The organism is Allobosea sp. BE125 (genome assembly GCF_031456075.1).
In the GTDB taxonomy this organism is placed as follows: Bacteria; Pseudomonadota; Alphaproteobacteria; order Rhizobiales; family Beijerinckiaceae; genus Allobosea.
In genome coordinates, this window is the sequence record NZ_JAVDTY010000022.1 from 1 (window position 1) to 21,327 (window position 21,327).

Genomic DNA, 21,327 nt, shown 5'->3' on the forward strand with positions numbered 1-21,327 from the left:
AACTCGGCTGCCCTGAAACCCGGTGCATCGCGATCAATCCCCTTTATCCAAAGGGAATCACGACACTGCCGGTTATGCAAAGGTCTCCTACGGGAAAGGGTTCCCCGCGTTTCGTTGGAGCTTCTCCCGCGAGGGGAGAAGGAAAAGGCCTCAGCGCCGCCGCTGCGCCAGCTGCGCGTATTGGCGCCTTGCGCGCTTATGGCCGTACCAGGAGGCTTCGCGCTCGCCGACATCGACATGCACGAGTCCGCCCGGATAGGAGCCGACGCCGCCGGTACTCTCCAGCGCCTTGGCGGCCGCGACAGCGGCCCGCGTCGAGGTTGCGAGCGGCCTGAAATCCACGGCCTTGCCGCCGTAATGCTGGGAGTGGCGGGCATGACGGCCGCCACAGGTCGAGGTGATCTGGATCGGACCGATCTTGGCCACGAGTTCGCTGATCATCGCCAGCGTTTCGGGCTTCAGGCAACCCAGCCCCTTGACCTGCGGCTGGAAAGAAATTTTCTCGATGGGAAGGTTGGCCCAGGCGGCCACAGGTACGCAAGCTGTGAGAGACAAAGCCAAGATCAAACGACGCATAATCTACCAGGTACGATTGGGGATGATGGGAAGGCTCAAGCCACCAAATCCTGGTCTGGCAGAGCATGTGATTGCGGACCTATTCTATCGATAAGGCCAAATCATGGCTGAGCCGGCAGAGCTCATCTTTGCAGATCGCTCCAGCGGCCTTCCGACAGATTGTGCCTCGCCCGGAAATAGCCACGACGCCGCTAAGGGCAGCCGGATTTCGACTTCGGAATCCGGGCAGCGGGACTACGGCAGGAGCTGACATCCGGCTCGCGCATTCACCATGCCGCCACCTCCTCCCCCTCATGCCGCAAACGGCTTGGACGGGGCAGGCGAGCCGCGCTAGCTTGCGCGCCTGGGCCACCCGTTTCCTGCGAAGCGCCCCGCAACCCTTTCGAGGATATGATGCCGAAATCCGAACTCATCGCCGCGCTCACCCCCGAGATCAGTGCGATCCGTCGCGATTTCCACCGGCATCCCGAACTGCAATACGACGTCCACCGCACCGCCGGCATCGTCGCCGAGAAGCTCAAGGCCTGGGGCGCCGACGAGGTCGTGACCGGCATCGGCCAGACCGGTGTCGTCGGCGTGATCAAGGGTAAGGGCCAGGATTCGGGCAAGATCATCGCCATGCGCGCCGACATGGACGCGCTGCCGATCCATGAGGAGACCAATCTCGAGCATCGCTCGACCGTGCCTGGCAAGATGCACGCCTGCGGCCATGACGGGCACACCGCCATGCTGCTCGGCGCTGCGAAATACCTCGCCGCCACCCGCGATTTCGACGGCACCGCCGTGCTGATCTTCCAGCCGGCCGAAGAGGGCGGCGCCGGCGCCAAGGCGATGATCGACGACGGCATGATGGACCGCTTCGGCATCCAGGAAGTCTACGGCATGCACAACAAGCCGGGGCTGGCGATCGGCAATTTCGAGATCCGCAAGGGGCCGACCATGGCCGCCGCCGACCGCATCCACATCAAGATCGAGGGCAAGGGCGGACACGCTGCTGCGCCGCACCGCGTCAATGATCCGATCGTCGCCGCCTGCCAGTTGGTGACGGCGCTGCAGACCATCTCCTCGCGCAACGCCGACCCGCTCGACTCCGTCGTCGTCTCGGTGACGGCGGTGAATGCCGGCGAGGCCTTCAACGTCATCCCGCAGACAGTCGAGATCAAGGGCTCGATCCGGACACTGACGCGCGAGATGCGCGAGCTGGCGCAGAAGCGCGTCACCGAGATCACCGATGGGCTGATGAAGGCCTTCGGCATGAAATACGACCTCGAATACCATCTCGGCTATCCCGTCACCGTCAACCATGCCGGCCAGACCGATTTCGTCACCAGCGTGACCAAGAACGTCTTCGGCAAGGATGCGATCGACACCGAGGTGCCGCCGACGATGGGGTCGGAAGATTTCTCCTACATGCTGGAGGAGCGCCCGGGCGCCTTCATCAATATCGGCAACGGCGATTCCGCCGGCCTGCACCACCCCGCCTATGAGTTCAACGATGCGGCGATCCCGGTCGGCGTCACCTATTGGGCAAGCCTGATCGAAATCTCCATGCCGCAGCGGGCGTGATGGCAAGCCGCGACGTATTCCCTTCTCCCCTGTCGAAGTCGGCTGCTGCCGACTTCGACAGTTTGGGCTGCCCATCTCGGGCAGGCCCGAGATGGGTGGGAGCAGGCAAATATGAGTGACATCGATTGCCTGGTGATCGGGGCCGGCGTCGTCGGCCTTGCCACAGCGCGGGCGCTTGCGCTCACCGGCCGCGAGGTCGTGATCGCGGAGGCGGCTGACGGCATCGGCACCCAGACCTCGGCGCGCAACAGCGAGGTCATCCATGCCGGGATCTATTATCCGCCGGGCTCGCTGAAAGCGCGCGTCTGCGTCGAGGGCCGCAAGCGCCTCTATGCCTATCTCGCGGAGCGCGGCCTGCCGCACAAGGCCTGCGGCAAGCTGATCGTCGCGACCTCGGCCAGCCAGCGCCCAGCGCTGGAGACGATCCTGGCGCGGGCCAAGGCCTCGGGCGTCGAAACCGTGCGCTGGGTCGATGCGAGCGAGGCCAGGGCGCTGGAGCCGGAGGTCGCCTGCGAGATCGCCCTGCTCTCGCCAGAGACCGGTGTCGTCGACAGCCATGCGCTGATGCTCTCCCTGCTCGGAGAATGCGAGGCGGCCGGCGGCTCGCTGGCGCTCAACACGCCGATCCTGGGCTGGCGGCGCGAGGCGGAAGGCTTCAGCGTCGATTTCGGCGGCGACGATCCGGCGACCTATACGGCCCGTACGATCGTCAATTCGGCCGGTCACGGCGCGCCGCGCCTGCTCGCCAAGCTCGAAGGCTTCCCGGCAAGCCATGTGCCGGTCCAGCACTTCGCCAAGGGCAATTACTTCTCGCTGCTGGGCAAGCAGCCCTTCTCGCATCTGGTCTATCCGGTGCCGGAGGCGGCAGGCCTCGGCATCCACGCCACGATCGACATGGCCGGGCGGGTCAAGTTCGGGCCCGATGTCGAATGGGTCGCGGACGATCAGGACCTGGTGGTCGACCCAGCGCGCGCCGAAAAATTCTATGCCGCGATCCGGACCTATTGGCCGGGCCTGGCGGACGGCGCGCTCGTCGCCGACTATGCCGGCATCCGGCCCAAGCTGCATTCAGCGAGCGAACCGATGCCGGATTTCCGCATCGACGGGCCGCAGGTCCATGGCGTCGACAATCTGGTCAACCTGCTCGGCATCGAGAGCCCAGGGCTGACGAGTTCGCTGGCGATCGCGGAGATGGTGGTGGAGAGGCTGGCAGCATGAGCCGGGCCGCTTCCTCCTATGTCGGGCGGATCATCGGCGCCGGCCGGACGCCTGACGGAAATCTCACCGTCGCCTACCGCGTATCCAGCCGCTCCTTCCCGAACCGGCACGCGGAGCGCATCGGCGATATGGTTAGGATCGTGCCGCGCGCGGGCTCGGCGGATGCGGCGTCGGACAGCCCCTACATCGCCTATGAATGCCTGCTCTGGAACGAGCGCCATATCGTGGCGAGCAATGGCACGCAGACGAGGCCGATTTTCGAGCGCCTCAAGGCCGGCAACACAGTCAGGGATGCGCTCGTCGCCGTCCTCGCCGGCCTCGACAGGGAGTTCGACTCCCACGATACGCCTCGAATCTGCGCCGTTCTCGATCGAAGCAGCGACGTGGCCTATCTTGCCAGCGTGACCGAAGACGCCCTCTCCGTCACGCCGGTCGTGCTGCGCCCGGGGACGATGGCCTACATCTCGACCTATGGAAGCCCGTTGCCGGCTTCAGACCAGACCGACCCCGCCTTCGTGGCAACCACAGCGTTACAGGCCTGCCGGCATGTGATCGACGGCTCGCTCTTCTCGCGCTTCGACAACCCTGTCTGCTCAACGGCCTGCGTCGCCGGCAAAGCCGGCGTCGATATCGCCGTCCTCAACCCTTGAGAACTCAGGTCGGCGTCAGCCCCGCAGCGCCTTGACGCGCTCGCGCGCCTCTTTGGCGAGCTGCGTCACTCGCGCCCAGTCGCGATTGACGATCGCGTCCGCCGGCACGAGCCAGGAGCCGCCGACGCAGATGACCTGCTTCAGCGCCAGATAATCGGCGAGATTGTTGAGGCCGACGCCGCCGGTCGGGCAGAATTTCATCTGCGGGAACGGCCCCGACAGCGCCTTCAGCGCCGAGGTGCCGCCGGCCTGCTCGGCCGGGAAGAACTTGCAGGTCAAGCGCCCGGCTGCAACGGCGCGCATGCAGTCGGAGGCCGTGGCGACGCCGGGCAGCCAGGGCAGGCCGGCCGCACGCATGGCGTCGTCCACCGCCTCGCTGAAACCGGGGCTGACCACGGCCTGGGCGCCGGCCTCCTTGACGTCGGTGACCTGGGCCGGCGTCACCACCGTGCCGGCGACGCTCAGGATTTCGGGCACCTCGCGCGCGATCGTCTCCAGCGCCGCCAGCGCGGCGGGACGGCGCAAGGTGACCTCGATCACGTCGATGCCGCCCGCCAGCAGCGCGCGCGCCAATGGCACGGCGAGATGCGCGTCCTCGAGCACCACGACCGGCACGACGCCGCAGGCGGCGAGCCGCGCGATTTCAGGTTCATTCGACATGGGCGAAACTCCGTGAGGCTCCGGCTCTAAGCCTTCGCCCAGTAGACGTCGAGCCCCTGCGGCCGTCCAAGCAGCAATCCGACAGGATAAGCGCCGGGCAAGGCCTGCGCCGTGGTCAGGATCTCTGCCTTCTCCGCACCGGAGACGAGGAGCGACGCCCAGGCGGCCCCGGCAAGTCGCGCCGGCGAAAGCGAGATGCGCGCCGGCAGGCCGGCGGGATGGGCCGCCACCGCATGGAGACCGCGCCCGGTCATCGCGGCTGCCGGCTCGCCAGGAAAGAGCGAGGCGACATGGCCGTCCGCGCCCATGCCGCTGACCAGGATGTCGAGCGCCGGCAGGCCTGCAAGCTCGGCCGAGACCGCGCCCGCCGCGGCGTCGAGATCGCCGGCGGCGCGATGAAAGGACAGGAAGCGCGCCCTGCCTCCGCCCAGCTGCGCGAAGGCCTGGCCCAGCGGCGCGAAGGCTGCACGGATCATGCGCTCGTTCGAGGCGGGATCGTCGGCTGAGACGAAGCGCTCATCGGTCGGCAACAGCGTGACCTTGTCCCAGGCGAGATCATGCGCGCCGAGCGCCGCCAGGAAACGCGCCGGCGTGGTGCCGCCCGGCACGGCGACGAGCGCGGAACCTCGTGTGGCAATGACGGCGCGCAGCCGCACCGCGACCGCCTCGGCCAGCGCCTCGGAGGCGTCGGCCAGCGTCTCGAAGCGATGCCAGATCAATGGCCCCGAAGTGATCATCATATCAGGTCCGGATCGGCCCAGGAGCGACCTTCGCGCTCGATCAGGCCGATCGCCTGCGAGGGGCCCCAGGAGCCGGCGGTATAGCGATGCGGATGCAGGCTGTAGTCCTGCCAACCGGCGATGATCGGATCGACCCAGGCCCAGGCCTGCTCGACCTCGTCGCGATGCATGAACAGGGTCTGGTCGCCGCGGATGACATCGGTCAGCAGGCGCTCATAGGCATCGGGCGTGCGCTCGTCGAAGGCGGTGGAATAACGCAGGTCGAGCTGGCGCGGCACGACCTTGAGCCGGCCCGAGCCCGGCACCTTCATCATCAGCTGGAGCTGCACGCCGTCATTGGGCTGGAGCCTGATGACGAGCCGGTTGGCATCGAGCCGGTCGCAGCTGCCGCCGCCGAAGATGGAATGCGGAACGGGCTTGAAGGTGACGGCGATCTCGGAATAGCGCTGCGCCATGCGCTTGCCCGTGCGCAGATAGATCGGCACGCCCGCCCAGCGCCAGTTGTCGATCTCGCAGCGGATCGCCACGAAGGTCTCGGTGTTGCTGGCGTAGCCGAGCTCGTCGGTATAGCCGCGCACGCGCTGGCCATCCATCTGGCCCGGGCCGTACTGCCCGCGCACAGTGTAGCGCTGGACATCGGGGCCGACGATCGGGCGCAGCGCCTTCAGCACCTTGATCTTCTCGTCGCGGACCGCACCGGCCTCCAGCATGTTGGGCGGCTCGATGGCAAAGAGGGTGAGCAGCTGCATGAGATGGTTCTGGACCATGTCGCGCATATGCCCGGCCTTGTCGTAATAGCCGGCGCGGCTTTCGAGCCCCACGGTCTCTGCCACCGTGATCTGGACGTTGTCGATGTCGCGGCTCGACCAGGAGCGCTCGAACAGCGTGTTGGCGAAGCGCAGCACCAGGAGGTTCTGCACCGTCTCCTTGCCGAGGTAATGGTCGATCCGGTAGGTCCGGCTTTCCGGCAGGATCGCCGCCACGGCGTCGTTGATCTCGCGGGCCGAGGCGAGATTGTGCCCCAGCGGTTTCTCCAGGATGACGCGCGAGGTCGGGGTGAGGATATCGGCCTTGGCGAGGTTCTGGCAGATCGGGATGAAGAGCTCCGGCGGCGTCGAGAGATAGAAGGAGCGCACCCGCTCCGAATCGCCGAGCGCATCCTTCAGCGCGCCGAAGGTCTCGGGCTTGAGCGCATCGGCCAGGACCACTGTCAGACGGCGCAGGAAGGCCGCGACCTGCTCGGCCGCGAGGCCTTCCTCGTTGAGGCGATTGGCGACCTGCTTGGGCAGGCCCTCGAGATCCTCCGGCTTGCGGACGATGGCGAGGATGCGGCTCTCTTCCGGCAGCACGCCCTCCCGGTTGCGCTGCGCCAACGCGGGAAAGAGCTTGCGCAGGGCGAGATCGCCGCCGGCTCCGAAAATCACCAGATCGAAGGGCGGCACCGGGGTGCGCTCGGGCGCAGCTTCGGGCCTCAGCGCGCGATCGGCGATGGCATCCATGGGGGTCGACTCCGTCTTGGCCTGTCATGCTTGGCCGGTCATGCGGCTCCACTAAAGCTTAGAGCATGCGGGCTGCGACAAGAATGAGGCGTCGGCGTCGCTTTGCCAAACGCCATGAGCGCGCAGCAGCCCCGCCCGGACCGCTGGGGCCCTCAGGCGGGGATGGCCGCAGCCTGGCGTTTGAAGCCTTCGCTGGCAGTGAGGAGCTGCTGGGCATAGGCGGTCTGGGGCGCACGCGCGGCGAGTGTTGCGGCCGTCATCTCCTCGACGCCGCGGCCGAACTGCATGACGTGCAGGCGCTCGCACATATGGGCGACGACGGCGAGGTCGTGGCTGACCAGGATATAGGTGAGCTTGCGCTCCTGCCGCAGCGCCTGGAGCAGGTTCAAAACCTCGGCCTGGATCGAGACGTCGAGCGCCGAGGTCGGCTCGTCGAGCAGCAGGATCGTCGGCTCCAGCACGAGCGCGCGCGCAATCGCGACACGCTGGCGCTGCCCGCCGGAAAGCTGGTGCGGATAGCGGAAGCGGAAGGACGGCGGCAAGCCGACATCGGCCATGGCGCGGCCGATCCTGGCCTCGGCGTCGCGGATGCCGTGGATGGTCAGCGGCTCGGCCAGCGCATCGTCGACCGTCTTCTTGGGATGCAGCGAGCCGTAAGGATCCTGGAAGACCATCTGGACCTGGCGGTGGAAGGCCTTGTCGCGGATCTTCGGCTGCGCCTTGCCGAGGATGGCGATCTCGCCGCTCCAATCGCGGTTCAGGCCGGCGAGCACGCGCAGCACGGTCGATTTGCCGGAGCCGGATTCACCGACGATGCCGTAGCTCTCGCCGGGCTGGACGGTGAAGCTGAGGTCCTTCACGACATGGGCGTCACCGAAGGAGACGTTGAGCTTGTCGAGGGCGATGGCGGGTTGGGCGATGGCGGGTTGTGTGGTCATGCCAGCCATGCCGGGTCGCGGGTGAGGGTTGCGAGCTTTGCCTTGGGATGGTCGAGGTCCGGCAGGCAGCCGAGCAGGCCGAGCGTATACGGGTGGCGCTGCGACCTTGCGGCTTCGTCGGCGAGCTCGGCGGCCGGCAGCGTCTCCATCGCCTTGCCGCCATACATCACGATGACGCGGTCGCAGAAGGACTGCACCAGATGCAGATCATGGCTGATGAAGATCAGCCCCATGCCGCGCTCGGTGACGAGATCGTCGAGGATCTTGAGGATCTGGAGCTGGACGGTGACGTCGAGCGCCGAGGTCGGCTCGTCGGCGATCAGGATGTCGGGCTCGGCGATCAGCATCATCGCGATCATCACGCGCTGGCCCATGCCGCCCGAAACCTCATGCGGATAGAGCTCGTAGACACGTCCCGGCTCGCGGATCTGCACGGCCTCCAGCATGGCGAGGCTGCGCTCCCTGGCCTCGCGCGCACTCGCCTTGTGGTGGACGCGATAGGCCTCGGCGATCTGCTCGCCGACGGTCTGGACCGGATTGAGCGAGAATTTCGGATCCTGCATCACCATCGAGATATGGCGGCCGCGCAGCTTGCGCCGCGTGCGCTTGTCCATGGTGAGCAGGTCCTGGCCGCGATAGACCAAGCGATCGGCCAGGACCTCGCCGGGATAGGGGATGAGGTCGAGGATGGCGCGCCCGGTCATCGACTTGCCGGAGCCGGATTCGCCGACGATGCCGAGCCGCTCGCGGCCGAGCGTGAAGGAGAGCCCGCGCACGGCGCGCACGATCCCGGTCGGCGTGTGGAAATTGACCCGGAGATTGTCGAGTTCGAGCAGCGGCTGTTCGGTCGGCGTGGTCAAGGCGCGCATCGTCTCACCTCTGGTCCATGACGTCGCGCAGGCCGTCGCCAAGCAGGTTGAAGCCGAGCGCGACGACGCAGATGGCAAGACCCGGGAAGGTCGCGACCCACCACTGGTCGAAGATCTGCTCGCGGCCGGCCGAGATCATCGCGCCCCATTCCGGGATCGGCGGCTGGGCGCCCAAACCGAGGAAGCCGAGGCCCGCCGCGGTCAGGATGATACCGGCCATGTCGAGCGTAGTGCGCACGATCAGCGAGGGCAGGCAGAGCGGCACGACATGCTTCCAGACGATGCGCCATTGCGAGGCGCCCTGCAGGCGCACCGCCGCGATATAGTCCTGCTGGCGGATGATCAGCGTCTCGGCGCGGGCGACGCGGGCATAGGGCGGCCAGGCGGTGATCGCGATCGCGATGACGGCATTCTCCAGCCCCGGCCCGAGCGCGGCGACGAAGGCGAGCGCCAGCACGAGGCGCGGAAACGCCAGGAAGACGTCGGTGATGCGCATCAGCAGGCGGTCGACCCAGCCGCCGAGATAGCCCGAGGTCGCGCCAATCAGGAGGCCGACCGGCCCGACCGTAATGACGACCAGAAGCACGATCACCAGTGTGACGCGCGCGCCGTAGACGATGCGGCTGAAGATGTCGCGGCCGAGCGAATCCGTGCCGAAGAAATTGACGGCCGAGGGCGGCAGCAGGCGCTTGTCGAGATTTTGCGCGAGCGGGTTATGCGGTGCGATCAGCGGCGCGAAGGCGGCGATCAAAAGCAGGGCCACGACGATGACCAGGCCGGCGACCGCGAGCGGGTTGCGCTTGAAGGCGAGCCATTGCCGGTAGAGCTGGCCGAGCCTGGCCTGGCGGCGGGAGGTCGGGGAATCGGTGGTGAGATAGTCGGTCCAGGTCGTCATGGCTCGCCCTCACCGCGTCCTGGGATCGACCAGCCGGCCGAGGATATCGGACAGCAGGTTGACGCCGATGAAGACCGCACCGACCACCAATGTGCCGCCGAGCACGGCGTTCATGTCGGCGTTCAGCAGGGAGTTGGTGATGTAGCGGCCTAAGCCCGGCCAGGCGAAGATCGTCTCGGTCAGCACCGAGCCTTCGAGCAGATGCGCATAGGAGAGCGCGATCACGGTGATGAGCGGCACGAAGGCGTTGCGCAGCGCATGGCGCCAGATCACCCGGAACTCCGACATGCCCTTCACCCGGGCGGCGATGACATATTGCTGCTGCAGCTCGGTGATCATGAAGCTGCGCGCCATGCGGCTGATATAGGCCAGGCTGAACAGGCCAAGCACCGCCGAAGGCAGGATGAGATGCGACCAGGCATCCCAGAACGCCTCCCATTCGCCCTGGATCGCCGCATCGATCAACAGCACGCCCGTCATCGGCGTGACGAAGTCCTGATAGGCGACGCCGATGCGGCCGGGTCCGCCGACCCAGCCGAGCTTGGCGTAGAACAGCAGGAGCCCCATCAGGCCGATCCAGAAGACCGGGATGGAGTAGCCGAACAGCCCGACGACGCGGGCAATCTGATCGGGCCAGCGGCCCTGATAGACCGCCGCGAGCACGCCCAGCGGAATGCCGAGCGCCACGCCGATCAGCGTGCCCAGCGTGGCGAGTTCGAGCGTGGCGGGGAAGACGCGCTTGATGTCGTCGACGACGAGATTCGAGGTCAGCACCGACTTGCCGAGATCGCCGCTGAAGACCTTGCCGACATAAACGGCGAATTGCTGCCAGAGCGGCTTGTCGAGGCCGAGCACGGCGCGCGCGGCGTCATAGACATCGGCCTTTGCATTGTCGCCGACGACCGCCAGCACCGGGTCGATCGGGATCACGCGGGCGATGACGAAGGTCACCAGCAGCAGGCCGAAGATCGTGATCGCCACGGTCGACAGCTCGCGCCAGGCGAGCTTGCCCCAGCGGATGGATCGCCCTGTCATGCTTGCCGCCATATCGACCGACCGCTTCTTGTTGCTGGCGCGTATGTCACCCTGCTTGGCCTAGACCCGAGGCTTGTAACCTCAAGGCTTGGCCTAAACCCAAGCAAGAACCCCGCCGCGGCCTTTTGAGCCGCGGCGGTTCGATCGGAGGCCCGATCTCAGTTCTTGCTGAGCGTCGAGTAGAGGTTGCTGGCCGAGCCCGGCCCCAGGATCAGCCCATCGACATTCTTGCGGTGGGCCGCGACCTCGACCTGCTGGAACATGATGACGAAGGGCGAGACCTTCTGGTGCTCGCGCTCCATCCCTTCATAGCCGACCTTGCGCTTGTCGCTGTCGGTCTCGAAGACCAGCGCGCCGGTCTTCTTGCTCATCTCGGGGATGTCCCAGGCGTTGCGCCAGGCGAGCGTCTTGGAGCGGGCATCCTCGGCATTGTTCTCGTTGATGGCGAAGGTCTCGGCGTTGGTGTGCGGGTCCTGATAGTCCGGGCCCCACTGGCCGATATAGATGTCGTGCGTGCGTGCACGATATTTGGTCAGCGTCTGCTTGCCGTCACCGGGGATGAGTTCGAGCTTGATGCCGGCCTGGGCCCAGTTCGCCTGGACCGCCTGGGCGATGTCGGTGATCGGGTTGACCGAGCGGGTGTCCATGGTGATGGAGAAGCCGTTCGGCAGGCCGGCCTTGGCGAGCAGCTCCTTGGCCTTGGCCGGGTCGAACTTGTAGGGCCGGTCGTCGATGGCGCCGAGGAAGCCCTTGGGCAGGAAGGCCTGGTGCGGCTTGTAGGTGCCGGCCACGATGTTGCGCTCGATCGAATCGTAGTCGACCAGGTATTTCAGCGCCTCGCGCACCTCGGGCTTGGCGAGGTTGGCGTTCTTCTGGTTGAGGCCGAGATAGAGGATGTAACCCTTGTCGCCGACCTGCTGGACGATATCGGCGTTGCTCTTGATCGAATCGAGCTGGTCCTTCGACAGGTTGCGGGCGTAGTCCACGTCGCCCTTCTCCAGCAGCAGCCGCTGAGAGGCGGGCTCGGCGACATGGCGTACGACGACCCGCTTCACCTTCGGCGCGCCCATGAACCAGTCGGGATTGGCCTCGAGCGTGTATTGCTCGTTGGCGCGCCAGGCGCGCAGCTTGTAGGCGCCCGAGCCGGCCGAGTTCTGCTTGAGCCACTCATAGCCGAAATCGCCGGCCTTCTCGTTCGCCTTGACCAGCTTGGAATCGACGATCACCGCGACGTTGGCGGTCAGGCAGTTCAGGAAGAAGCTCGGCGCATAGGGCTTGTCGACCGTGATGGTGACGATCTTGTCGTCGACCGCCTTGACCATCTCGGTGACGTTGTCCTTGGTCAGGCCGAACTGGGTCAGGATGAAGCCCGGCGACTTGTTGAGCACGACAGCGCGCTGGAACGAGTAGACCACGTCGGCGGCCGTCAGCGGGTTGCCCGAGTGGAACTTGACGTTGGGCTTGAGCTTGAAGGTGTAGGTCTTGCTGTCGGGGCTGATGGTCCAGCCCTCGGCGAGGTCGCCATAGAGCTTGGAGGGATCGGCCAGATCGAACCGCACCAGCTTGTCGTAGACATTGCCGACGACTTCGCCGCCGGAGAATTCGAACACTTCGGCGGGATCGAGCGAGATGATATCGTCGATCTGCTTGGCCATCACGACCGTGTCCTTCGGCGTCTGGGCCATGGCGGTGGTCGCCATCAACGCCGTAAAGGCCGATACCGTCAGCAATCTCGCAACATGACGCATGGAAATCCCCATCGTTTGATTTCGCCGGCCTTTCGGTGGCCGTTCAGTCCAATGTGGAACCAGTTGCGGGGCGATGTCCAGCGGCGCCGCGAAGAGCCCAGAGGCAAGCGCTGTGGAGAACTGCCTAATTCTTGCGCACACACTGCGATTGCGGGCGTGCCCTTGCGCAAGTTGCGCCTTTGCGGGTTTTGCCGGCATCGCTAACGTGTGATGGCCCGGCACCCCGCCGGACGACGACAAGCAGGTGCCAAGCCTTGGCCATCATCGCCGCGCTGAACCACGTCACCCATTACAGCTATGACCGGCCGGTCACGCTGGGGCCGCAGATCATCCGCCTGAGGCCGGCGCCGCATTGCCGGGCCGCGATCAACAGCTATTCGCTGAAGGTCACGCCGGCCGAGCATTTCGTGAACTGGCAGCAGGATCCCAGCGGCAACTGGCTGGCGCGCTTCGTCTTTCCCGAGCCGGTGAAGGAATTCCGCATCGAGGTCGACATCGTCACCGAGCTCTCGATCATCAATCCGTTCGACTTCTTCGTCGAGACCGACGCCGAGATCTTCCCCTTCGCCTATCCGGAAGAATTGCGCGCGGAGCTTGCGCCCTATCTCGTCACCGAGCCGGCAGGCCCGCTGCTGGCGGCCTATCTCGCGACGATCCCGCGCGAGCCGACGAACACGGTCAATTTCATCGTCGATCTCAACGCGCGGCTGGCACAGGGCATCGCCTACGGCATCCGCATGGAGCCCGGCGTCCAGGAGCCCGAGCACACGCTCGATATCAAATCCGGTTCCTGCCGCGATACGAGCTGGCTGCTCGTCCAGATCATGCGCCATCTCGGCTTCGCTGCGCGCTTCGTTTCCGGCTACCTGATCCAGATGAAGGCGGATATCGACCCGCTGGAAGGCCCGCGCGGCACCGACAAGGATTTCACCGACCTCCACGCCTGGGCGGAGATCTACATCCCCGGCGCCGGCTGGATCGGGCTCGACCCGACCTCTGGGCTGCTCACCGGCGAAGGGCATCTGCCGCTGGCGGCGACGCCGCATTACCGCTCGGCCGCGCCGGTCTCGGGTGTCGCGAGCTATGCCGAGACCACATTCGACTTCTCGATGAGCGTGGCGCGCGTGCATGAGGTGCCGCGCATCACCCTGCCCTTCTCGGACACATCCTGGAGCGAGCTCGATGCACTCGGCGAAAAGGTCGAGGCCGATCTCAAGGCCGGCGACGTCCGCCTGACCATGGGCGGCGAGCCGACCTTCGTCTCGATCGACGACCAGAGCGGCGAGGAATGGAACATCGCTGCCGTCGGCCCGACCAAGCGCCAGCGCGCCGATGTGATGATCCGCCGCCTGCGCGAGCGCTTCGCGCCGGGCGGCATGCTGCATTACGGCCAGGGCAAATGGTATCCGGGCGAGAGCCTGCCGCGCTGGGCGTTTGCGCTCTATTGGCGCACTGACGGCGAGCCGATCTGGCGCGACGCCGCGCTGATCGCACGCGAGCCCGGCGCACCGACCGGCGGCGACCGCGAATTGGAGGCCGCCGCCTCGATCCGCGACGCCGAGGCGCTGGCGGCCGGCCTCTCGGAGAAGCTGGGGCTGGGCGCCGATTATGTGCTGCCGGCCTATGAGGACACCGGTCACTGGCTGCTGAAGGAGGCGCAGCTTCCCGACAATGTCGACCCGCTCGACCCGCGCCTTGCCGATCCGGAAGAGCGGGCGCGCATGGCGCAGGTCTTCCAGCTCGGATTGGGCAAACCGCGCGGCTATGTCATTCCGGTGCAGCGCTGGCAGTCCCAGGCCGGCGACCGGCGCTGGCGCTCGGAGAAGTGGAAGCTCCGGCGCGGCAAGCTCTTCCTGGTGCCGGGCGACTCGCCCGTGGGCTATCGCCTGCCGCTGGGCTCGCTGCCGGTCGTGCCGAAGGACGAGTTTCCCCATATTCACCCGCAAGATCCGATGGAGCCGCGCGGAACCCTGCCGCCGGCCGCCAGCCTGGGCGGCGGTGGGACGGCGCCTGCAGCTGTGAACGGCGCGCAAGCCGCGCCTCCTGTCGCCGCGCCGCCCGCGCACCACCAGATGTCGCGCTCGGTCGAGACACAGGGCGAAGGCAGCGCGCAGGACCGCACCGAGCAGGAGATCGGCGGCGAGCATGTCCGCACGGCGCTGAGCCTCGAGGTCCGCGACAACATCCTGTGCGTCTTCCTGCCGCCGGTCGAGAAGCTGGAGGATTATCTGGAGCTGATCGCCAGCGTCGAGGCGGTGGCGCAGGAGCTGAACCTGCCCGTCCATATCGAGGGCTATTCGCCGCCCAACGATCCGCGCCTCAACGTCATCAAAGTCACGCCCGACCCCGGCGTGATCGAGGTCAACATCCACCCGGCCAAGAGCTGGCGCGAGGCGGTGGATATCACGCGCGGTGTCTATGAGGAGGCGCGGCAGTCGCGGCTCTGCGCCGAGAAGTTCATGGTCGATGGCCGCCATACCGGCACCGGCGGCGGCAATCATGTCGTGCTCGGCGGCTCGACGCCGCCCGATAGCCCGTTCCTGCGCCGACCGGATCTGCTCAAGAGCATCATCCTGTACTGGAACAGGCACCCGTCCCTGTCCTTCCTGTTCTCAGGCCTCTTCATCGGGCCGACGAGCCAGGCGCCGCGCATCGACGAGGCGCGCTTCGACCAGCTCTACGAGCTGGAGATCGCCTTGGCGCAAGTGCCGGGGCCGGGCGCGCCAAGCATTCCGCTCTGGCTGGTCGACCGGCTGTTCCGCAACCTCCTGGTCGATGTCTCCGGCAACACGCACCGCACCGAGATCTGCATCGACAAGCTCTATTCGCCTGATGGCCCGACCGGCCGTCTCGGGTTGATCGAGTTCCGCTCCTTCGAGATGCCGCCCGATGCGCGCATGAGCCTCGCGCAGCAGCTCCTGATCCGGGCGCTGGTCGCCTGGTTCTGGCGCGAGCCGCAGAGCGGCAGCCTGGTGCGCTGGGGCACGACGCTGCATGACCGCTTCATGCTGCCCGAACTGGTCTGGCAGGATTTCAAGGACGTGCTCGCCGATCTCGGCCGCGCCGGCTATGCCTTCGACCCGGTCTGGTTCGAGGCGCAGGCCGAGTTCCGCTTCCCGTTCTACGGCAAGGTCGAGCATGGCGGCGTCGAGCTCGAACTGCGCCAGGCACTCGAACCCTGGCATGTCATGGGCGAGGAGGGCGCGATCGGCGGCACGGTGCGCTATGTCGATAGTTCGGTGGAACGACTGCAGGTCAAGGCCAAGGGGCTCGTGCCCGGCCGCCACCTCATCACCTGCAATGGCCGCCGCATGCCGATGACGCCGAGCGGGAGCGCCGGTGAGGCGATCGCCGCCGTGCGCTTCAAGGCCTGGCAGCCGAGCTCGGGCCTGCACCCGACGATTCCGGTGCATGCGCCGCTGACCTTCGACATCGTCGATACCTGGGTCGGGCGCTCGCTCGGAGGCTGCGTCTACCATGTCGCCCATCCCGGAGGGCGCAATTATGAAACTCCTCCCGTGAATTCCTACGAAGCGGAGGCGCGCCGGCTCGCACGTTTCGAAGCGATCGGGCATAGTCCTGGCGCGCTGGCGATTCCGCCGGAAGAGCGCAGCGTCGAATTCCCGCTCACCCTGGATTTGCGGCGCCCCACAGGAGTATAAACGCAAGCGATGGCGTTGCAGGGCCGATCACCGTCGACGCGCGTGAAAGCGGAGCGGCGCAACGCTCTGCTGGCCGGTTATCGCCCGCTGGCGGGCGCGTATGACGAGTTCATGGCGCAGGATGGCAGCATCCGCCCGCATTGGGAGCCGTTCCTGACGGAATGGAGCGCGCTCTCGCAGGACGAGCTCAACCAGCGCTTCGGCCTCGCCGACCGGCATGTCCACGACACCGGCGTCTCCTACCGCGTCCATGGCGATATCGACGAGCGCGATCCGCAGGCCGGCGAGCGCGCCTGGCCGTTGAGCCATGTGCCGCTGGTGATGACGGGCGCGGAATGGCAGACCATAGCGGCCGGCGTCGCGCAACGCGCGCAATTGCTGGCCTCCTTGCTCGACGACATCTACGGCCCCGGCGAGATGGTCGCGAAAGGCCTTCTGCCTGCGGCGGTCGTCACGGGAAGCCCGGACTATCTGCGCCCGCTCCATGGCGCGCCCGATGGCGGTTCCCTGCAGCTTTACGCCGCCGATCTCGGCCGCGGGCCGGACGGGCGCTGGTGGGTGCTGGGCGACCGCGCCCAGGCGCCGTCGGGCGCCGGCTACGCGCTGGAGAACAGGCTGGCGCTGGCTCGCGCCTTTCCCGACCTGTTCCGGACGATGAACATCGAGCGGCTGGCCACCTTCTTCCAGGGTTTCCGCGCCGGGCTCGTCGCCAAGTCCAGGCGCGTCGAGCCGCGCATCTGCCTGCTGACGCCCGGGCCACTGAACGAGAGTTATTTCGAGCAGGCCTATCTCGCGCGCTATCTCGGTTTCCTGCTCGTCGAGGGCGGCGACCTGATGATGCGCGACGGCCGCATCCATGTCCGCACCATCGCCGGACCCAAGCGCGCCGACGTGATCTGGCGGCGCATCGACGGCGATTTCTCCGACCCGCTTGAACTGAACGCGCGCTCGGCGCTGGGCGTGGCCGGGCTCGTGCAGGCGGTGCGCCAGGGCCATGTCCATGTCGCCAATGGGCTCGGTTCCGGCGTCGTCGAGGCGCGCGCGCTGATGGGCTTCATGCCCAAGCTGGGCAAGCAGCTTCTCGGCGAGGAGCTGATCCTGCCCAATGTCGCAACCTGGTGGTGCGGCCAGCCGCGCGAGCGCGCCGCCGTGCTCGACCGCTTGGACGAGATGAGCATCGCGCCGGCCTTCCGCTCCGCCGGGAGCGGTCTCGACAGCGATCCGATCCTGGCGGGAGAGCTGCCGGCGGCCGAGCGCGCCGCATTGCGGGCGCGGATCGAGGCGCGCGGGATGGATTATGTCGGCCAGGAGGTGGTGCGGCTCTCGACCATGCCGGTCTTCCAGAACGGCCGTTTGCAGCCGCATCCTGTCACCTTGCGCGTCTTCGCCGCCGCCACGCCCGATGGCTGGAAGGTCATGCCTGGCGGCTTCTGCCGCATCTCCGACGAGCCCGATGCCCGCGCCGTCAGCATGCGCAGCGGAGTGCGCTCCAGCGATGTCTGGGTCACCTCGGATACGCCGGTCGAGCAGGTCAGCCTGCTGCCCACCGGCGACCGCATTGCGATCCGCCGGGTCGTCGGGACCTTGCCGAGCCGCGCCGCCGACAATCTGTTCTGGCTCGGGCGCTATCTCGAGCGGACGGAGGCGACGCTGCGGCTCGTGCGCGCCTTGCTCGGCCGCCTGATCGACGCCGACACGACCAACCCCGCCCGGCCCGACACGGTGCGCCGCCTTGCCAATCTTCTGGTCGCCTGGGGCGCGGCGCCTGCAGCCAAAGCCGCCTCTGCGAGGGGCTCGGCAGCCCGCAATCTCGCTGCTGCCAAGGGCTCGCCGGTTTTGGCGCAGGCGACCTCCGCGCTCTATGACGCGGCCGAATACGGCTCGGCCCGCGCCAATGTCGGCGAGGCGCGGCGCACCGCCTCCGTCATCCGCGAGCGGCTTTCGATCGACGCCTGGCGGCTGTTCGGCGATTTGCAGCGTCAGTTGACGCTTGAGCCGGGACGGCAGCCCAGCGAGGGCGAAGTCTACGAGGTTGCCGATCGCGCCTTGAAGACGCTCGCCGCCTTCTCCGGCCTGAGCCAGGAGAACATGGTGCGCGGCGCGGGCTGGCGCTTCCTCGATATCGGCCGAAGACTGGAGCGCGGCGTCGCGACCTGCCGCTTCGCCCGCCATTTCGCCGAGACGACGGCCCAGAGCGACGGCCTCGACGCCTTGCTCGACCTGACTGATTCGCAGATCACCTACCGCTCGCGCTACATGCTCGGCGCAAGCCTGCAGCCGGTGCTCGATCTGGTCATGCTCGACCCCTATAATCCCCGCTCCGTCGCCTTCCAGGTCGATCGTCTCGAAATCGAGATCGCGCATCTTCCGTCGCTGACGGAGGACGGCATGCTGGAAGCGCCGCGCCGGCTGGTGCTGAAGCTCGCGGCCGAATGCCGGACATCGGAGGCTAGCCGGCTCGACCGCACCAGCATCCTCTTGTTCGAGCAATTGCTGATGGGACTGTCGAGCGCGATCGCCGACCGCTACTTCCTCCAGAACAGCGGGCCGGAAGGCTCGAGGCTGACAGGCATCGCGTGATCTACGACGTTCGTCACCTGACCACCTACGGCTATAGCCGTCCGGTGCCTTTCGCGCGCTGCATCCTGCGCCTGCTGCCACGCGACGATGGCGGCCAGAAGGTGAGGAAGAGCGACCTCGTCGTGACGCCGCGCCCGGCCGACCGCATCGACGGCATCTGCTTCTTCGGCAACCAGATGACGACGCTGACGATCTCCAAGGCGCATCGCGAATTGAAGGTCGAGATGCGCGCCCGCGTCGAGGTCAACCGGCCCGCACCGCCCTTTCCGGGCCTGACCCGGCATTGGGAGGAGGTCGGTGCGCTGGCCCTGGCCTCGACGAGCCTCGCGCCCGATTCGCCGACGCATCACCTCTATCCAAGCCGGCTGGTGCCTGCGGTCAGCGAGGTCGTCGACTATGCCCGCAGGAGCTTTTCGCCGCTGCGGCCGGTGCTGGAGGCGGCTTGCGAGCTGATGGCGCGCATCCGCACCGAGTTCACCTACGACCCTGATGCAACCGAGGTTACGACACCGCTGGCCGAGGCCTTCCGCCAGCGCCACGGCGTCTGCCAGGATTTTGCCCATATCATGATCGCCGGCCTGCGCGGGCTCGGCCTGCCCGCTGCCTATGTCAGCGGCTATATCCGCACGATCCCGCCGCCGGGCCAGAAGCGCCTCGAAGGCTCGGATGCGAGCCATGCCTGGGTCATGCTCTGGTGCGGACCGGAGACCGGCTGGATCGGGCTCGACCCGACCAATGACCTGATCGTCGCCGACGACCATATCGTCACCGCCTTCGGCCGCGACTATGCCGATGTCTCGCCGCTCGATGGCGTGCTGATCGGCCCCGGCTCGCAGAAGGTCGGCGTCGCGGTCGACGTCATCCCCATCGGATGATCCGCCCCGCCGCCATGCACGGCCCGGAGGGGGCTCTTTCCAGAAGTTAGTTGCTATGGCAACTTATCTCCTGCCGCGCCGCCGGCCATTCGCAATGCGCCTCATTCCAGAGGGCGCTCGCGCCGGGCAGCGCCATGGGGAGATGCAGGCTTGCACACACAGGTCGCCATCATCGGTTCGGGCCCGGCCGGGCTGCTGCTCGGCCAATTGCTGTACCTCGCCGGCATCGACAGCGTCATCCTCGAGCGCAGGGACCGCGACTATGTGCTCGCCCGCATCCGCGCCGGCGTTCTGGAGCAAGGCACGGTCGGGTTGATCGACAAGATCGGCGCTGGCGCGCGCCTCCAGGCGGAAGGGCTGAAGCATGACGGCTTCGACCTGCTCTTCGGCGGCCAGCGCCACCGCATCGCGCTCGACCGCGCGACGGGAGGCGGGCATGTCACCGTCTACGGCCAGACCGAGGTGACGCGCGATCTGATGGACCAGCGCGCGGCCCGGAACGGGCCGACCGTCTTCGAGGCCAAAGACGTCGCGCTGCATGATTTCGACCGCGACAGGCCCTTCGTCAGCTATGTCGAGAATGGCGTCGCCAAGCGCCTCGATTGCGATGTCATCGCCGGTTGCGACGGCTATCACGGCGTCTCGCGCGCCAGCGTGCCGGAGGGCGCGATCACGAGCTTCGAGCGCATCTACCCGTTCGGCTGGCTCGGCATCCTCGCCGATGTGCCGCCGGTCTCGCATGAACTGATCTATGCCGGCGGGGAGCGCGGTTTCGCGCTCTGCTCGATGCGCTCGGCCACACGCAGCCGCTATTACGTGCAATGCGCACTCGATCAGCGGGTCGAGGACTGGTCGGACGAGCGCTTCTGGGACGAGTTGCGCCAACGGCTCGACCCGGCCTCGGCGGAGGCGCTGGTGACGGGCTCCTCGATCGAGAAATCGATCGCGCCATTGCGCTCCTTCGTTGCGGAGCCGATGCGGTTCGGGCGCTTGTTCCTGGCCGGCGACGCCGCCCATATCGTGCCACCCACCGGGGCCAAGGGGCTGAACCTCGCCGCCAGCGACGTGCATTACCTGTCGCAGGCGCTGATCGAGTTCTTCGTCGAGCGTTCCAGCGCCGGCATCGACGCCTATTCGACCAAGGCGCTGGCGCGCATCTGGAAAGCCGAGCGCTTCTCCTGGTGGCTGACCTCGCTGATGCACCATTTCCCGGAGAACGGTGCCTTCGCCCAGCGCATGCAGCGCGCCGAACTCGACTATCTCGTCTCCTCCGACCACGCCATGGCGGCGCTGGCGGAAAACTATGTCGGTCTCCCCTACTGACTTTCAGGCCGCCTACTGACCCTCAGGCCGCCTCCTGAGCCTCAGGCTGCGGCCTCCGCACCATCCGACGGCATCACATGCTCCTCGCCCCAGGCCCTGAGCGCCATGATGACCGGCTCCAGCGTGCGCCCCTTGGCCGACAGGCTATATTCGACGCGCGGCGGCACCTCGGCGAAGACGACGCGAATGATGAGACCATCCGCCTCCAGCTCGCGCAATTGAGCGGTCAGCATGCGCTGCGTCACGCCGGGAATGCTACGGCGAATGGCGTTGAAGCGCAGCGTGCCGCCGAGCAGATGGTAGAGCACGATCCCCTTCCACTTGCCCCCGATCAGGCCGAGAGCGGCCTCCACAGGGCAGGCCGGGGAGTTGAACGGCTTCTGGAAACGAAGCGGCATGACAGTATCCTTTTCGATACTATATGCGGAAATTGTGCGTTCTTGCACAGTCTGTTTGTAAGGCGCATCTCGCCTGCATCGCAACGCAGGAGACA

The 21,327-nt window shown here is 66.9% G+C and carries 17 protein-coding genes; 7 read left to right on the top strand and 10 right to left on the bottom strand.

What is annotated here, in order from left to right; genetic code table 11:
* Window positions 1–150 precede the first annotated feature (150 nt).
* Window positions 151–441 (bottom strand): peptidoglycan L,D-endopeptidase MepK, encoded by a 291-nt coding sequence (locus J2Y55_RS29675; RefSeq protein WP_310160468.1) that lies wholly within the window; start codon window positions 439–441, stop codon window positions 151–153.
* A 528-nt stretch (window positions 442–969) separates the two neighbouring features.
* On the opposite strand from J2Y55_RS29675, the gene J2Y55_RS29680 reads away from it, so the two are divergent.
* From J2Y55_RS29680 to J2Y55_RS29690, 3 genes are all read left to right on the top strand, one after another.
* Window positions 970–2,142, top strand: coding sequence for a M20 aminoacylase family protein (locus J2Y55_RS29680; protein WP_310160469.1), 1,173 nt, complete (start codon window positions 970–972; stop codon window positions 2,140–2,142).
* 111 nt (window positions 2,143–2,253) lie between these two features.
* Window positions 2,254–3,360 (top strand): NAD(P)/FAD-dependent oxidoreductase, encoded by a 1,107-nt coding sequence (locus tag J2Y55_RS29685; protein ID WP_310160471.1) that lies wholly within the window; start codon window positions 2,254–2,256, stop codon window positions 3,358–3,360.
* On the top strand, window positions 3,357–4,010 hold the full coding sequence (locus tag J2Y55_RS29690) for an IMP cyclohydrolase (protein ID WP_310160473.1): 654 nt from the start codon (window positions 3,357–3,359) through the stop codon (window positions 4,008–4,010). The genes J2Y55_RS29685 and J2Y55_RS29690 overlap by 4 nt, the downstream gene beginning before the upstream one ends.
* Before the next feature lie 15 nt (window positions 4,011–4,025).
* Here J2Y55_RS29690 and eda read toward each other — a convergent pair whose 3' ends face one another.
* From eda to J2Y55_RS29730, 8 genes are all read right to left on the bottom strand, one after another.
* Window positions 4,026–4,670, bottom strand: coding sequence for a bifunctional 4-hydroxy-2-oxoglutarate aldolase/2-dehydro-3-deoxy-phosphogluconate aldolase (gene eda / locus J2Y55_RS29695; protein WP_310160474.1), 645 nt, complete (start codon window positions 4,668–4,670; stop codon window positions 4,026–4,028).
* A gap of 26 nt (window positions 4,671–4,696) precedes the next feature.
* On the bottom strand, window positions 4,697–5,410 hold the full coding sequence (locus J2Y55_RS29700) for a 6-phosphogluconolactonase (RefSeq protein ID WP_310160475.1): 714 nt from the start codon (window positions 5,408–5,410) through the stop codon (window positions 4,697–4,699).
* Entirely contained in the window at window positions 5,407–6,909 is a 1,503-nt protein-coding gene (gene zwf, locus J2Y55_RS29705) for a glucose-6-phosphate dehydrogenase (RefSeq protein WP_310160476.1), read from the bottom strand. The genes J2Y55_RS29700 and zwf overlap by 4 nt, the downstream gene beginning before the upstream one ends.
* Before the next feature lie 152 nt (window positions 6,910–7,061).
* Entirely contained in the window at window positions 7,062–7,856 is a 795-nt protein-coding gene (locus J2Y55_RS29710) for an ABC transporter ATP-binding protein (RefSeq protein WP_404979072.1), read from the bottom strand.
* On the bottom strand, window positions 7,844–8,716 hold the full coding sequence (locus J2Y55_RS29715; protein ID WP_069693542.1) for an ABC transporter ATP-binding protein: 873 nt from the start codon (window positions 8,714–8,716) through the stop codon (window positions 7,844–7,846). The genes J2Y55_RS29710 and J2Y55_RS29715 overlap by 13 nt, the downstream gene beginning before the upstream one ends.
* 4 nt (window positions 8,717–8,720) lie before the next feature.
* On the bottom strand, window positions 8,721–9,611 hold the full coding sequence (nikC, locus tag J2Y55_RS29720) for a nickel transporter permease (protein ID WP_310160478.1): 891 nt from the start codon (window positions 9,609–9,611) through the stop codon (window positions 8,721–8,723).
* A gap of 9 nt (window positions 9,612–9,620) precedes the next feature.
* Window positions 9,621–10,646, bottom strand: a complete 1,026-nt coding sequence (locus tag J2Y55_RS29725; RefSeq protein ID WP_310160480.1) for an ABC transporter permease — start codon at window positions 10,644–10,646, stop codon at window positions 9,621–9,623.
* A 158-nt stretch (window positions 10,647–10,804) separates the two neighbouring features.
* Window positions 10,805–12,394 carry an ABC transporter substrate-binding protein gene (locus tag J2Y55_RS29730; protein WP_310160481.1) on the bottom strand — a complete coding sequence of 530 codons (1,590 nt, stop codon included), beginning with the start codon at window positions 12,392–12,394 and terminating at the stop codon, window positions 10,805–10,807.
* Between the two features lie 254 nt (window positions 12,395–12,648).
* On the opposite strand from J2Y55_RS29730, the gene J2Y55_RS29735 reads away from it, so the two are divergent.
* The 4 genes from J2Y55_RS29735 (at window position 12,649) to pobA (ending at window position 20,834) form a co-directional block, all read left to right on the top strand.
* Window positions 12,649–16,056: a transglutaminase family protein gene (locus tag J2Y55_RS29735; RefSeq protein WP_310160482.1), complete on the top strand. Its 3,408-nt coding sequence runs from the start codon at window positions 12,649–12,651 to the stop codon at window positions 16,054–16,056.
* A 9-nt stretch (window positions 16,057–16,065) separates the two neighbouring features.
* Window positions 16,066–18,636, top strand: coding sequence for a circularly permuted type 2 ATP-grasp protein (locus J2Y55_RS29740; RefSeq protein WP_310160483.1), 2,571 nt, complete (start codon window positions 16,066–16,068; stop codon window positions 18,634–18,636).
* A complete protein-coding gene (locus J2Y55_RS29745) occupies window positions 18,633–19,511 on the top strand; it encodes a transglutaminase family protein (protein WP_310160484.1) in 879 nt (292 codons plus the stop codon). The genes J2Y55_RS29740 and J2Y55_RS29745 overlap by 4 nt, the downstream gene beginning before the upstream one ends.
* A 150-nt stretch (window positions 19,512–19,661) precedes the next feature.
* A complete protein-coding gene (gene pobA, locus J2Y55_RS29750; protein ID WP_310160485.1) occupies window positions 19,662–20,834 on the top strand; it encodes a 4-hydroxybenzoate 3-monooxygenase in 1,173 nt (390 codons plus the stop codon).
* Between the two features lie 41 nt (window positions 20,835–20,875).
* Here pobA and J2Y55_RS29755 read toward each other — a convergent pair whose 3' ends face one another.
* Window positions 20,876–21,232, bottom strand: coding sequence for a winged helix-turn-helix transcriptional regulator (locus tag J2Y55_RS29755; protein WP_310160486.1), 357 nt, complete (start codon window positions 21,230–21,232; stop codon window positions 20,876–20,878).
* Window positions 21,233–21,327: the final 95 nt, after the last annotated feature.